11 protein-coding genes are annotated in these 14,307 nt (G+C 71.2%); 4 read left to right on the top strand and 7 right to left on the bottom strand.

Annotated features, from left to right (window positions below; genetic code table 11):
• The first annotated feature begins 134 nt into the window (after positions 1-134).
• Complete coding sequence (locus tag WMF26_RS06260; RefSeq protein WP_437999560.1) at positions 135-1,514, top strand: hypothetical protein; 1,380 nt, start codon at positions 135-137, stop codon at positions 1,512-1,514.
• A 255-nt stretch (positions 1,515-1,769) separates the two neighbouring features.
• On the opposite strand, the gene WMF26_RS06255 is transcribed toward WMF26_RS06260, so the two are convergent.
• The 4 genes from WMF26_RS06255 to WMF26_RS06240 form a co-directional block, all read right to left on the bottom strand.
• Complete coding sequence (locus WMF26_RS06255) at positions 1,770-3,464, bottom strand: SpoIIE family protein phosphatase (protein WP_020733221.1); 1,695 nt, start codon at positions 3,462-3,464, stop codon at positions 1,770-1,772.
• Between the two features lie 316 nt (positions 3,465-3,780).
• Positions 3,781-5,115: a nucleotide sugar dehydrogenase gene (locus WMF26_RS06250; RefSeq protein WP_437336309.1), complete on the bottom strand. Its 1,335-nt coding sequence runs from the start codon at positions 5,113-5,115 to the stop codon at positions 3,781-3,783.
• 185 nt (positions 5,116-5,300) lie between these two features.
• Positions 5,301-6,782 carry an oligosaccharide flippase family protein gene (locus tag WMF26_RS06245; protein WP_437336308.1) on the bottom strand — a complete coding sequence of 494 codons (1,482 nt, stop codon included), beginning with the start codon at positions 6,780-6,782 and terminating at the stop codon, positions 5,301-5,303.
• A 2-nt stretch (positions 6,783-6,784) separates the two neighbouring features.
• Positions 6,785-7,387, bottom strand: coding sequence for a polysaccharide biosynthesis/export family protein (locus WMF26_RS06240; protein ID WP_236644468.1), 603 nt, complete (start codon positions 7,385-7,387; stop codon positions 6,785-6,787).
• 254 nt (positions 7,388-7,641) lie between these two features.
• Between WMF26_RS06240 and WMF26_RS06235 the strand changes: the two genes are divergently transcribed.
• Genes WMF26_RS06235 through WMF26_RS06225 form a run of 3 tightly spaced genes read left to right on the top strand, consistent with a single transcriptional unit; the run spans position 7,642 to position 11,092 of the window.
• The gene (locus tag WMF26_RS06235; RefSeq protein WP_437999559.1) at positions 7,642-8,862 is read left to right on the top strand and encodes a 3-dehydroquinate synthase; all 1,221 of its coding nucleotides are present in this window, start codon (positions 7,642-7,644) and stop codon (positions 8,860-8,862) included.
• Positions 8,859-10,208 (top strand): metabolite traffic protein EboE, encoded by a 1,350-nt coding sequence (eboE, locus tag WMF26_RS06230; protein WP_437999558.1) that lies wholly within the window; start codon positions 8,859-8,861, stop codon positions 10,206-10,208. Before WMF26_RS06235 ends, eboE begins: the two co-directional genes overlap by 4 nt.
• A gap of 2 nt (positions 10,209-10,210) precedes the next feature.
• Positions 10,211-11,092: a UbiA family prenyltransferase gene (locus tag WMF26_RS06225; protein WP_061622203.1), complete on the top strand. Its 882-nt coding sequence runs from the start codon at positions 10,211-10,213 to the stop codon at positions 11,090-11,092.
• Positions 11,093-11,126: 34 nt separating this feature from the next.
• Here WMF26_RS06225 and WMF26_RS06220 read toward each other — a convergent pair whose 3' ends face one another.
• From WMF26_RS06220 to WMF26_RS06210, 3 genes are read right to left on the bottom strand one after another with little or no spacing between them, the layout of a single operon-like run.
• Positions 11,127-12,500 (bottom strand): alkaline phosphatase family protein, encoded by a 1,374-nt coding sequence (locus tag WMF26_RS06220; protein ID WP_437999557.1) that lies wholly within the window; start codon positions 12,498-12,500, stop codon positions 11,127-11,129.
• Positions 12,501-12,512: 12 nt separating this feature from the next.
• Positions 12,513-13,397 carry a TatD family hydrolase gene (locus WMF26_RS06215; protein WP_437318375.1) on the bottom strand — a complete coding sequence of 295 codons (885 nt, stop codon included), beginning with the start codon at positions 13,395-13,397 and terminating at the stop codon, positions 12,513-12,515.
• A gap of 22 nt (positions 13,398-13,419) precedes the next feature.
• Entirely contained in the window at positions 13,420-14,268 is an 849-nt protein-coding gene (locus WMF26_RS06210) for an EboA domain-containing protein (protein WP_437999556.1), read from the bottom strand.
• Positions 14,269-14,307: the final 39 nt, after the last annotated feature.

Genomic DNA, 14,307 nt, shown 5'->3' with positions numbered 1-14,307 from the left:
GCCGCGAAGCGGACGCCGGGGTGCGGAGCGGGGCGGAGCCCCGAGGGGGCTCGGCGCGCGGCCCGCGGCTTCCCTGCTCGAAAGGTCGGGGAGGCGTAGCCGCGCGCCGGCTCCATTGTTACCTTGCGGCCCTCATGCGCTCCGGACGAGGCATTGCGGTCGCGGCCTTCGGCTGCGCGATCCTCACCCACGACGACGCTCGAGCGCAGGACGCGTATCTCCAGGGCGTCTTCACGGGCTCGATCGGCGTCACCGACAACGTGAGCTCGGCGGCCGAGCCCCCGGCCGGGCCCGGCCCCGACGCCGACGGCTTCGGGACCGTGAGCCCCGGCCTGATCTTCACCTACACGACGCCGCGGACCTCGCAGACGCTGTCGTACACGTTCTCGGCGAGCTTCTTCTTCCGGCACTGGGAGGCGAGCTCGTACTCGAACATGGCCATGTGGTCCGGCCGCTTCGTCACGTCGCCGAGGACCACGCTGACGCTCGGCGCGGCCGGGTCGCAGGGCCAGCTCAACACCTTCCAGCTCGAGCAGACGCCGGGGACCACGACGATCCAGGGCACCGCGGGCGGGACGACGAACTTCGTGCAGGCGTCGTTCAACGAGGGGTTCTCGTTCCAGCCGTCGCCGGTCTGGGCGCTCGGGCAGGGGGCGACGTTCCTCGTCTACAACCCGCTCCAGGATCTCCCGCAGCGCACGTTCACCGTGTCGAACACGCTGAGCGCGCAGCGCATCTTCCGCCACGACACCGTGTCCGGCGCGCTCTCGGTCGGCTACACCCACTTCGACAACGTCCCGGTGACCGCGGACGCGGTCGAGGATCGCGATCAGCTCCTGACCACGCTCGTGGCGAGCTGGCAGCACGACCTCGGCCGCCGCTTCTCGAGCCAGCTCGACGTCGGCGGGGTGGTCGCGACGGACCTGAACGGCGGCGCCGACTCGCTCGTGCGGCCGGCGGGGCTCGCGGCGCTGCGCTACACGCACGACCGTGGCGAGGCCGAGCTCGCGTACGCCTACACGGCCACGCCCAACGTCTTTTTGCAGCAGATCCAGCTCTCGCACCAGCTGACGCTCCGCGCCGCCGCGCCCATCCGCCCGGCGTGGCACCTGTCGGTCGAGGGCTCGGCCGGCGGTCAGATCGCGCAGCCGCTCGAGGCGAACGCGGCCGGGGAGCTCGTGACGGGGCCGACGACGATCGCCGTGGTCACCGACGTGGCCTTGCTCTGGAGCCCCGTCGTCGTCATCCCGGATTTCGCGCTCGCGCTCCGGTACCAGCACACGAACCAGCGCACCGAGGCGAGGACGTCGGAGCTCCCCGACACGCGCATCGTCCGCAACGCGGTCCTCGTGTCCGTGTCGGGCGCGTTCCCGCGGCGGATGGAGCCCGGCTCGCGCATCACGATGACCCAGCCGTTCGGCTCCGCGGGCCCCGTGGGGCCGCCTCACCGCGATCCCACGCCGATCGAGCCGCCCGAGGGCACGGAGCCGTCGGCCAACGACGCCACGCCCTAGTTCCGCCCACCAGAGGTCCGGCCAGGGATCCGGAGAGAGAGTTCAACGCAAAGGCGCAAAGACGCAAAAAAGATCTGTAGTTTTGCGCCTTTGCGCCTTTGCGCCCTTGCGTTTATTTCTCTTCGCTCGCGAGGCAGATCCCTGGCGGGAGTTCTGCCCCGCGGTACTAGCCACCAGCACCGCGTCGCCGACGCTCGTCCCGGCCCCGCGCCCACCGTAGCCCCCTCCGCCGGGGCCGGGCAGCTCGGCGAGGCCTCAGGTACGCCGCGCGAGCAGGAACGCCCTATCGTCCTCGGGCAGCTGGTCCCCGCGGAACTCCTCGAGCATCTGCGTGAGCTTGTCGGCGATCGACGCCACCGGCCGCCCCGCGCTCGCCGCGCACAGCTTGGCGAAGCCGGTGCCGAGCGCGTGCAGCCCGAGCATCTGCTTCGACGAGTTCCGCAGCTCGGTGAGCCCGTCCGTGTACATCGCGAGCACCTCGCCCGGCGCGAGCACGCTCTGGTGCGCCTCCATGGGCACCGGCCCGATCCCGAGCGCCGGGTTGACCGCCGCCTGGAGGTGCCGCAGGCCGCCCTCCGCGGTCGCCACCAGCGCCGGCGGGTGCCCCGCGTTGACGCACTCCATGCGGCCCGTCGCCGGGTCCAGGGCGACCGCCACCATCGTCACGAACGACTGCTCCGGCAGGTACTCGCAGAGGTAGGCGTTCAGCCGGTCCATCATGCCCGTGATGCCGCGGCCCGCGTCGACCGTCGCCCGCACCATCGTGTGCACGCTCGACCCGATGAGCGCGGCCTGGAGCCCCTTGCCGCAGACGTCCGCCACCGCGAGCATCAGCCGGCCGTCGGGCATCGGGACGATGTCCACGTAGTCGCCGCCGACCCACCGGCACGGCTCGAAGCCGAGCGCCACGTCGAGCGCCTTGAACTCCAGCCGCTTCGGGACGAACGTCCGCTGGATCTGGTGCGCCATCTCGAGCTCGCGCTCGATCGCCGCGTGCGCCTGCGCGTGGCGCCGCGCCTCCCACGCCGACTCGGCCTGCTGGTAGACCTCCGCCGCGAGCGCGATGAGCCCGAGCCACTCGACGCTGCCGAAGTCGGGCGGCAGGGTCACGTAGAGCAGGTTCATCAGCTGCTCCTCGACGCGCAGCGGACAGGCGACGACCCAGAGCGCCATGACGTCGCGCGACATCGTGAGCTCGACCGTGGCGCTGTCGCTCACCAGGTTGCCGGCGAGCACCGGCTCGCGCGTGTCCTGCACGGCCGCGAGCACGCGGCGCGAGATGTACGGCGGGGCGACCGAGTCCTCGCGCCGGAGCGACTGGAACGGGCGGTGGGGCCCGGACAGGATCGTGAGCGCGCCGTTCTGCCGGAGCCGCAGCGCGAGCGCCATGCTGCCGTGGAAGTCCTCCCGGACCATCAGCTGGCAGAGCGCGTCGAACCGGTCCGTGGCGTCCTCGATGCTGAGGAGCCGCCGCGACAGGTCCATCAGGGTGAACAGGTGCTTCGCGGCGATCCGCGGCGGGTCGAGCTCGCCGAGCTTGCGGATCGCGGTCGGTTTGTCCTCCTCGAAATGGAGCCCGCCCGGGTCGAGCGGCACGCGGGGGGCGCGCGCCGTGAGCTGGAACTCGAGGATGTAGTCGCCGATCCCGATGCGATCTCCCGGCTTCAGCACCTTCTCGTTGATCCGCTCGTCGTTGACGAGCGTGCCGTTGGTGCTGCCGAGGTCGCGGATCCACCACCGGCCGAACGGGTCGCAGAAGAGCTCCGCGTGGCGCCGGGAGACCGTGTAGTGGTCGAGCGTGAGCTGCACGCCCGGCGCCCTGCCGATGACGATGTGCGACTCGGTCAGCGGCCGCCGCGTCCCCGGGAGATCGCCGAGCCGGATCTCCAGGTGCCCCTTCCAATCCGAGCTCGACGGCGCAGGGCCCAGGTTCTCATCTGCAGGCGACATCGTTCGACCTGGCCCGACCATGGGCGGCGGCGTGGACATGGACCGTCTTCGATGGGTACCGAACCGGCGCCCTGACATCAAGGGGATGCTCGCGATTTCGCGAGCGCAGCGAGATCCGCGTACGTAAAGGCCGTTGTTCAGGCGTTCGCAGGCGCTCGCGGGCGCCCGCGAGCGTTTCCGCGCCGCGGCGCCCACAGCGCGGGCGCTTTGCGACACGCCGCGGCGCGGGCGGGCGAGGCGGCGAGGACGTCGCCGATGGGTGCCCGGTCACCAAACCGCCGCACCCGCCGGCGCGTGCCGCTCGGGGCGTCCTCGGCTAGGCCTTGATCACCTTGGGGTGCACGTTGCGGTAGACGCCGCGGGCGTCGACGATCAGGGCGGCGTGGTTGAGCACGAAGTCGTAATCGACCACGGAGTGATCGGTGACGACCATGACCGCGTCGTGGCTCTTGAGGGTGGCCTCGTTGAGGGGCACCGACGAGAGCTCCGGCAGGTGCGGCCAGGTGCGCATGCGCGGCAGCTTGGGCACGTGCGGGTCGTGGTAGCTGAGCACGGCGCCGAGGCGGCGCAGGAGCTCGATGATCTCGAACGCAGGGCTCTCGCGCGGATCGTCGATGTCCTTCTTGTAGGCGACGCCGAGGAGCAGGACCTTCGTGCCCTTCATCGGCTTGCCGCGCTCGTTCAGCCCGAGCTGGAGCTTGTTGACGACGTAGTGCGGCATCTCGACGTTCACCTCGCCCGCGAGCTCGATGAACTTCGTGGACACGCCGAACTCGCGCGCCTTCCAGGCGAGGTAGAACGGGTCGAGCGGGATGCAGTGGCCGCCCCAGCCCGGGCCCGGGTTGAACCGCATGAAGCCGAACGGCTTGGTCGAGGCGGCGTCGAGCACCTCCCAGACGTCGATGCCCATGGCGTCGTAGACGACCTTGAGCTCGTTCACGAGGGCGATGTTGATGGCCCGGAAGATGTTCTCGGTGAGCTTCGCCGCCTCGGCCGCGCGCGCCGACGACACGGCCACGGTGCGCGCGATCGCCTGGGAGTACAGCGCCTGCGAGAGGACCAGCGACGCGCGATCCACGCCGCCGACGACCTTCGGGATGGTCGCGGTGCTGTGATCGCGGTTGCCCGGGTCCTCGCGCTCGGGCGAGAAGGCAAGGTAGAAATCCTCGCCCATGCGGAGGCCTGATTGCTCGAGGATGCCCTTGACCAGCTCGTCGGTGGTGCCGGGGTACGTGGTCGACTCGAGGACGACGAGCTGCCCCTTCCGCAGCCGCTCCTTGATCTTCTGGGCCGAGATGACGACGTAGCTCATGTCGGGCTCCCGCTGGGCGGTCAGCGGGGTGGGGACGCAGATGAGGATGGCGTCGGGCTCGTTGAGCCGGCCGAAGTCCGCCGTCGCCTCGAACCGACCCGTCTTGGATGCCGCCGCGACGCGCGAGGGATCGAGGTGCTTGATGTAGCTCTTCCCCTCGCTGAGCGCGGTGACCTTCTCGGGGTCGACGTCGAAGCCCAGCACGCGGAAGCCCTTCTCGATGAACGTGAGCGCCAGCGGCAGGCCGACATAGCCCATGCCGATGATGCCCACCTGGGCTTCGCGCGAGTTGATCTTCGCCAGGAGGCTCTCGACCGCAGCGGGATGCGTCTCTGCCATTTCCTTTGATCTCCAGTGGTGGAAGGGAGCCGCCACGCGGACCCCGACCCATGTTGAAGAGAGGGGCCCGACGCTACCACAGGCCCCCAAATTTCGCTCGATTGTCGAAAGGGGTCCCGCGGTCGACCGTGGAGCGTCGGCGGCCGGCGGCTGGCGGCCGTCAGCCAGCAACCGCGCGTCACACGTCAGCGACGGCGGCGCACCGCCTCGCGGGCGAGCTGGAGGAAGTCGCGCGACGCCTGCCGCGCGATGATCAGCGCGGAGCCGGCGAAGACCAGCGCGCCCGCGAGGACCTCGGCGCCGAGGCGGAAGCCGCGGGGCAGCTCGCCGAGCGGCCGTATGGCGTAACGGACGGCGAGCACAGCAATGACCATGGGCACGCACGCGACCAGCGGGCGGACCAGCGGGCGCAGCAGCCGCATGTACGGCACGCCGTCGGCGCGCTTCACCACCCAGAGGCTCCCGAGGGCGTGCACCCCGAACGCGACGCCCACCCCGGCGCACGCCCAGAGGACGCCGCCGATCGTGCCGAGCAGCGCGATGCCGCTGACGATCGCGACCACCTTGAGCCACTCCAGGACCATGATCGCCCGCGTCCGGCCATAGACCTGCATGTACGAGGACATGACCCAGCCGATCGGGCGGGTGACGCCGAGCGCCGACAGCACGGCGAGGAGCGGGCCGGCCGGCTCCCAGGCGTCGTTGAAGAACGTGTCGTTGAGGATCGTCGGGGCGACCGCGCCGAGGCCGACGGCGAGCGGGAAGATGAGCAGCGAGAGCAGCGTGAGCGCGCGGACCAGGGCGACCTTGCGCTGCTCCGGCTCGAGCTTCGAGAACGACGGGACGAGCACGTCGCCGATGCGCTCGCCGACCTGCGAGGCCGGGATGTCGGCGAGGTTCCACGCGAGGTTGTAGAGCCCGCCGACGTGCTCGCCGAACAGCCGGATCATGACGAGGTTGTCCCACTTCGAGGCCCCGAAGTTCGCCAGCGACCCGAAGTTGAGCGGGATGCCGAAGGCGAACAGGTCGCGCGCCTTCTCGCGCGACAGCGGGCTCGGCGTCAGCCACTCGGCGAGGCTCACCGCCGGGACCGTGGTGACGACGCGGACGAGGGCGCGCAGGAGCGTCGCGACCACGATGGCGTTGCCCCCCCAGCCGCGCACGGCGAGGAGGACCGACGCCGCGGTGTAGGTGAGCTCGCCGGCCGCGTTGCGGAGGCTGACGCTGCGGAAGCGCATCTCGCGGATGAGCAGGCGATCGGGGACGTACCAGATCCGATCGATGAGCATCGCGACGATGAGCCCGGGCATGAACTCGAGCATCCCGGGCGCGCCGACGAGGTGCACCGCGATCGGCTCCCGCAGGAGATAGATGACGCCGATGGCGAGCAGCCCCGCCGCGTGGAAATAGACTGTGGCGTTGAAGACGGTCTGACGGTCGAGCTGCGGCTGCGACGCGATGTACTGGCCGATACCGAGGCTCGACACGAAGTGCGCCGTCATGATGACGACGGACGCGGCCGAGACCTCGCCGTACACGTCCGGCGCGATGAACCGGGTGAGGACGAGGGTGCCAATCAGCCCGATGACGCGCGAGCCGAGCCCGGTCGCGATCGTCCAGACCGCGCCGAGGACGGCCTTGCGGGCGAGCGCGGAGGAGCCGGCCACGATCAGGGCACGAAGACGGTATCGCCCGCCTTGAGCACGAGATCCTGCTCGGGCCGCTTGCGCGAGGCGATATCGTCGTAGTTGATGGGGATGTGCCGGTATTTACCCGGGCTATCCATGCGGATGAGCAGGATCTGATCGGTCGAGGCGAACTGGTTCGGGCCGCCGGCCATCGCGAGCGCCTCGGAGACGGAGACGAAGTAGTTCGCGTTGAAGATGCCGGCGCGCGCGACGTTGCCGCTGACCACGAACCGGTAGCTGTTGATCCCGGTCACGGCGACGGTGATCACGGCCGTCTCGTCCTTCACGAACTCGGAGAGCCGCTTCTTCAGCTCCTCGCGCACCTGGGTCGGCGTCCTGCCGGAGACGTAGACGTCGCCGATGAGCGGCATCGTGATGTACCCGTCGGCCCTGACCAGCGCCTCGCTCGACAGGTCGGCCATGCGCCACACGTTGACCCGGATCTGGTCGCCCACGCCGATCACGTATTCGTGCTTGCGCGGATCGTACTCCTTCGCGTAGTTCGCCGGGTTGTAGACGTACGTGGGCGCGCACCCGGCCGAGAGCGCGGCGAGCGCGAGGGCTGCCGCTGCTGTCAAAAGCACTCCTCTCATGAAGGACCGTTTCGTGGGACGGGTTGTGCCTTCCATGGGCGTCTGCATTGAGGAGGATGTCAGGCAGTACAGGGTTGCGATCACGAGGCGATCGCGGCCGTAGGGCCGCGCAGCTCACGAGCGGGGCCAGCATTGCAGGAAGGCCGTCCGCCGCCAAGGGGAAGTTTTCATCCTGCGGCAGGGCGCGGGATCCTCGCGCGGAACGAGCTTGACGGCCCGATGGCCGCTCTCAAAGCTCGGCTCTGATGCTGCTTCACGTCCAACGGATCGCCGTCCCCTTCGAGTACCCCGTCTACCTCACGGACGGCGTCTTTTCGCCGAGCAACGGCGATCTCGCGTCCGCCATCGCCTCGAAGGAGCCGCGCCGGCGCCACCGCGTGCTGCCGGTGATCGACGGCGGCGTCGCCGCGGCGTGGCCGTCGCTCGCGGAGGACATCGCGCGGTACGTGGGCGCGCACGCGGACAGGCTCGCGCTCGCAGCCGATCCGATCGTGGTGCCCGGCGGCGAGGCGGCGAAGAACGACGCCGCGGCGACGGCGGCGCTGCAGGCGAGGCTCGACGCGCTCGGGATGGATCGGCAGTCGTTCGTGATGATCGTCGGCGGGGGCGCGGTGCTCGACATGGCCGGCTACGCGGCGGCGACGGTGCACCGCGGCGTGCGGGTCGTGCGCGTCCCGACCACGGTGCTCGCGCAGGCCGACTCCGGCGTCGGCGTGAAGAACGGCGTCAACGCGTTCGGGAAGAAGAACCTGCTCGGCACGTTCGCCCCGCCGTTCGCGGTGATGATCGACCCGCGCTTCCTGGAGACGCTGCCCCTGCGCGACAAGGTGGCCGGGATGGCCGAGGCGGTGAAGGTCGCGCTGATCCGGGACGCAAGGCTGTTCTCGTGGCTGTCGGAGCACGCCCCCGCGCTCGCGTCGGGCGCGCTCGCGCCGCTCGCGGAGCTCGTGCGCCGCTCGGCGGAGATCCACCTCCAGCACATCGCGACCGCGGGCGATCCGTTCGAGCTCGGGAGCGCGCGGCCGCTCGATTTCGGGCACTGGGCCGCGCACAAGCTCGAGTCGCTCACGAGGCACCGGCTCCGTCACGGCGAGGCGGTCGCCATCGGCATCGCGATCGACACGCTGTACGCGGAGCTCGCCGGCCTCTGCGGCGAGGCGACGTCGGCCGCGGTGGTCTCGACGCTCGAGGCGCTCGGCTTCGCGCTGTGGGACGACGCGCTGGCGCTCTCCCGGCCGGGGGGCGAGCGGGGCGAGCGGCTCTGCGTGCTCGACGGGCTGGACGAGTTCCGCGAGCACCTCGGCGGCGAGCTCACGGTGACGCTCCTCGAGGACGTGGGGCGCGCGCGCGAGGTGCACGCGATGGACGAGCGGCACATCGTCGCGGCGATCGCGCGGCTCCGCGAGCGCGCCGGGCGGCGGGGCGCGCTCGCGGCGGCCGGCGCGGCCGGGGCGGCGCGGTCGTGAGGCTCGCGTGCGCGGGGGCGCCGCACCTCACCTACTGCACGAACATCCACCCGGGCGAGACGTGGCCCGAGGTGAAGCGGAGCCTGGAGACGCACCTGCTCGAGATCTGGTCGCGCGCGGCGCGAGGGCGGGAGGACGCGCCGGAGGGCGGAGGCGCAGCGCGCGCGGGGACCGCCGAGCGCCGCCGCTCGGGCGTGGGCCTGCGGCTCTCGGCGCGGGCGGCGGCGGAGCTCGCGGCCCCGGCGGAGCTCGAGGCGTTCCGCGACTTTCTCGAGCGGAACGGGCTCTACGTGTTCACGCTGAACGGGTTCCCTTACGGCCGCTTCCACGGCGCGCCCGTGAAGGAGCGCGTGTACCTGCCGGACTGGCTCTCCGACGAGCGCCTCGCGTACAGCGATCTCCTGGCGACGCTCCTCGCCGCGCTCTTGCCGGCCGAGGAGGGCCTGATGGGCAGCGTCAGCACCGTGCCCGGCGCGTTCCGGCCGCGGGTGCGCGGGCGGGACGACGCGGAGGCGATGGCGCGGCGGCTGGTCCAGCACGCGGCGCACCTCGTCGAGATCCGCCGCCGCACGGGCAAGCGCGTCGCGCTGGCGCTCGAGCCGGAGCCGCGCTGCTTCCTCGAGACGACGCCCGAGGCGATCGGCTTCTTCACCGAGCACGTGTTCGCGCGGGAGCGGGCGCGGGAGCTCGCGGCGCTCTCCGGGATGAGCCTCTCGGCCGCGGAGGAGGCGCTCCGCGAGCACCTCGGCCTCTGCTTCGACGCGTGCCACATGGCGGTCGAGTTCGAGGACGCGCCGGCGTCGCTCGCGGCGCTCCGCGCGGCGGGCGTCGGCGTGCACAAGGTGCAGATCAGCGCCGGGCTGCGCGCGCGCGTGGCGGAGCGCGATCCGGCGACGATGGCGCGGCTGCGCGCGTACGCGGAGGACGTCGTGTACCTGCACCAGGTGGTCGAGCGCCGCGGCGGCGCGGCCGGGGGCGAGCTCGTCCGCTACCTGGATCTGCCCGAGGCGCTGTCCGCGCTCGAGGGCGCGGGCGCGGCGCCGCCGGAGGCGCGGCCGGAGGAGTGGCGCATCCACTTCCACATGCCGATCTTCCGGGGGTTCGAGGGCGCGCTCGCGACGACGCAGCCCGAGCTCGCGGCGCTGCTGTCGCACCTCGGGGAGGTACCCGCGACGCAGCACCTCGAGGTGGAGACCTATACCTGGGATGTCCTGCCGGAGGATCAGCGGCGCGGCGGCGTGGTCGAGGCGGTGGCGCGGGAGCTCCGCTGGGTGGAGGAGCGGATGGTGGCGGAAGGGAGCGGCGATGACGGCGTCCTCGGCGCCGGCAGCGGAGAGGGGGTGTGACGATGAGCTCACGCGCGCGGGTGTATCTGCGGCTCGGCCGCGTCTCGAACTTGCCGACGGTCTGGACGAACGTGCTGTGCGGCATGGCGCTGTCCGGGGCCGGCGTGCGGGCGCCCGAGGTGGCGCTGGTGGGGTTCGCGGTGTCGCTGATGTACGTGGGCGGCATGTTCCTGAACGACGCGTTCGATCGGGAGATCGACGCGCGCGAGCGGCCCGAGCGGCCGATCCCGTCCGGTTTGGTGAGCGCCCGCGAGGTGTTCGCGGTGGGGTACGGCCTGCTCGGCGCGGGGGTGCTGCTCGTGGGCGGCCACGCGCACCTCGCGGGCCGGGGCGCGGCGCCGGCCGTGGCGAGCGCGCTGCTCGCGGGGGCGATCGTGCTGTACGACGCCTGGCACAAGGGGAATCCGCTGAGCCCGGCGCTCATGGGGCTGTGCCGCGTGCTGGTCTACGGGACGGCGGCGCTCGCGGCGGGGGGGCAGCTCGGGAGCGCGGTGCTCGGCGGGGGGATGGCGCTGCTCTTCTACCTGATCGGGCTGACGGCGATCGCGAAGCAGGAGAACTTGCTGGCCGTGCGCAGCCTGTGGGCGCTCGGCTTCATGGCGGTGCCGTTCCTCTACACGCTCGGGGCGCCGCTCACGGGGCTCGTGGGGACGATCGCGTACGGCGCGCTCGCGGGCTGCGTGATCCACGCGGTGAGGCTCTTGCGGGGGACGCGGAAGGACCGGATCCCGCGCGCCGTGGTGACGCTCATCGCCGGGATATCGCTGCTCGACGCGGTGCTCATCGCGCGGACCGGGGCGCCGGGCGCCGGCGGCGCGGCGGCGCTGTCGCTGCTGGGATTCCCGCTGACGCTGGCGATGCAGCGGGTGGTGCGGGGGACGTGAGGCAGCGGGGGGCGAGGGTCCCCCGCCCCGCCGATCAATCGAACAGGTGGCTCAAGACGACCTTGCCGACGTCGGTGGCGTGGACGCTCTCCCCCGGCGGCAGCGAACCGCAGCTGGACATGAGCAGGGGTCCCCGCCCGGGCCCCTCGAGCAGCCGCCCGTGGGACCCCCGGACGAGCCCGGCGTCGAGCGGGATCACATCCATCAGGTACCGGAACCCGAGCTTCTTCTTGAGCAGCCTCCACGCGACGCTGGCCGGCAGGGCGCGCAGCGCGGGATCGGCGAACAGCTCGACGGGGTCGTAGCCGGGCTTGCGGTGGATATCGACGGTCCTCGCGTACTCGGGCGCCTTCTCGTCGTCGAGCCAGTAGTAGTAGCTGAACCATCGATCCTCGCGTGAGACGGCGACGAGCTCGCCGGACCTCGGATGATTCAGGCCGGCGGCGCGCTTGCCCTCCTCGTCGAGGACGACGTCCACGCCGGGCAGCGCCTCGAGCAGCGCCTTCACCTCGGCGACGCGCTCCGGGCGGCGCACGTAGACGTGCGCGACCTGGTGGTCCGCCACCGCGAACGCCTCGGACGCGCCGGCGTCGAGCTTCTCGAGCCCGCGCTCGACCCGGACGCGCACGAGGCCCTGCTCCCGGAGCGCCCGGTTGATGTGCACGACCCCGGACACCCGCGTGATGCCGTATTCGGACAGGACGATCACCCGCGCCCCGTCCTTGCGCACGTGGTCGATCAGCTCGCCGCACACGGCGTCCACGGCGCGCAGATCGTCCTGGATGGCGGGATCGTCCGGCCCGAGCCGCTGGAGGTTGTAATCGAGGTGCGGGAGATAGACGAGCGTCAGCGTCGGCCGCCGCGTGTCGTACACGTGGCGCGCGCACCGCGCGATCCACGCCGTCGACCGGATATCCGCGTTCGGGCCCCAGAAGTTGAAGAGCGGAAACTCGCCCAGCCGGAAGACGAGCTCATCGCGCAGCGACGCCGGCTCGGTGTAGATGTCCGGCAGCTTGAGCCCGTCCGCCCAGTAGATCGGCCTCGGCGTCACCGCGTAATCGGCCGAGCTGTACATGTTGTACCACCAGAACAGCTTGGCGCAGGTGAAGGTCGGATCGCGGCGGCGCGCCGCCTCCCAGATCTTCTCCCCCGCCACGAGCTGGTTCGCCTGGCGCCACAGGTTCACCTCGGCGATGTCGCGGAAGTACCAGCCGTTGGCGACGCAGCCGTGCCCGCTCGGGAGGAGGCCTGTCGTGAAGGTCGACTGGACCGCGCACGTGACCGCCGGCAGCACGGTCTCTAGCGGGCGCATCGCCCCTTCGCGCGCGAGCCGCTGCAGGTTCGGCGTGGCGTCGCCGAGGAGATCGCCGGTGAGCCCGACGACGTTGAGGACGACGGTGCGGTGCATGGGCGCGCTCGGTCAGCCCTGCACGACGGGGGTTTGCCCGCGCAGGACCGAGTTGCCCTCGAACAGCGCGCGCTGGTCCACGGCGGGCGCCTCTCCGAACTCCGCGAGATCGAGCCGGCCGCTCTGGGCGAAGAAGGCGAGCGGGTTCTTCCAGACGATCCGCTGGATCACCTCGTCCGCGATCCCGTTCTCGCGCATCCGCGCCGCCGTCTTCGGCACCTTCAGGGGATCGCTCACGCCCCAGTCCGCCGCGCTGTTGATCAGGATCCGCTCGGCGCCGTATTTCTTGACCAGCGCGACCATCCGGTCCTCGTCCATCTTCGTGTTCGGGTAGATCGAGTGGCCGGCCCAGCAGCCGGTCGCGAGCACGAGCGGCAGCGTCTCCTCGTTGTTGTGATCGACGAGCACGCGCTCCTCGGGGAACTTGAGCTCCCGCACCAGGGCGAGCGTCCGCTCGGTCCCGCGCTTCTTGTCGCGGTGAGGCGTGTGCACGAGGATGGGAAGATCGTGCGCGCGCGCGAGCTCGACCTGCAGGGCGAAGTACTTCTCTTCCTCGGGCGTCATGTCGTCGAACCCGATCTCGCCGACGGCGACCACGCCCTCCTTGTCGAGGTAGCGCGGCAAGAGATCGATGACGCCCTGCGCGACGCGCGGGTTGTTGGCCTCCTTGGGGTTGAGCGCCAGCGTGCAGAGGTGGCGGACGCCGAACTGGCTGGCCCGGAAGCGCTCCCAGCCGAGCAGGGACGCGAAGTAGTCCTCGAACGTGCCGACGTGCGTCCTCGGCTGACCGAGCCAGAACGCGGGCTCGAGGACGGCGGCGATGCCGGCGTCGGCCATCGCCTGGTAGTCGTCCGTGGTCCGCGATGTCATGTGGATATGGGGATCGAATAGCTTCACTTGTCCCTCCGCCTCGCGCGCTTCACTCGGGGATGCGCGTCGCGCGCTCGTGCTCGTGCTCGTGCTCGTGCTCCGGCGTGAGCAGGCCGATGTCCGCCGGGACGCTCCGGCCGGCCGCCCTGCGCTCGCTCGCGAAGTCCTCTGCCATCCTGGCGAGCTCGCTCGTTCGCCGCCGCTCCAGCCCGACGATCCGCGCGAGCGCGACGCCCATGAACATGGCCTTGAGGACCATCTGGTTGAAATTGAGGTCCGGAAAATACGCCGCCGGGTAACGATTCTCGCAGGCGATCGCCTCGAACACGGGCAGCTCGTTCGTGCGGCACGCGTCGACCGCGAGCGGCAGAGAGCGCTCCGCGCCGGTCACGAGCGGCAGGGCCCGCAGGAGCGCTTGCCGTTCCCGGCTATCGCCCTGCTGATAGCAAGTCCAGAGCAGCGACTCGACCTCGATTTCGGGCAGGCGCCTCGACACGAGCGCGAGCAGGGTCACCCGGCCCAGCTCGTCCAGCCGCCAGCCCTCCGCCGCCCTGGACCCCAACGCCGCTTCCAGCGCGTCGCGCTCGTCTGCCTGAAGCGCGAGCGGCGCCTTGCCGAGCGCGCGCGCAGCGGCGGTGAACGTCGACAGGAACTGGTCGCGATCGAACCAGGTGGACGTCTCGCCGGCCACCGCATCAGGCGCCTCGCGCACAAGCCGGGCGCGCGCACCAATCCCGGTCACCTGCTCGACGCGTTTTCGCCAGGAGGCGGCCGCAGACGGAATCCGGCGTGACAGGATTTCGAGCAGCAGTAGGGAAGCGTCTTGCATTGTAGTTGCGTTCACCGTTCCCGGGTGGATGCGGAATCGCGACGTGCGACGTGCGAGATGCGGCGCCATGAGGTGGAAATTTATACCAATGGGCGCGTTGTTCGGATA

It is taken from the genome of Sorangium sp. So ce185 (genome assembly GCF_051526825.1).
In the GTDB taxonomy this organism is placed as follows: domain Bacteria; phylum Myxococcota_A; class Polyangia; order Polyangiales; family Polyangiaceae; genus Sorangium; species Sorangium cellulosum_D.
Note: the sequence above shows the minus strand (reverse complement) of the source record. Positions and strands in the feature narration are given on the sequence as shown.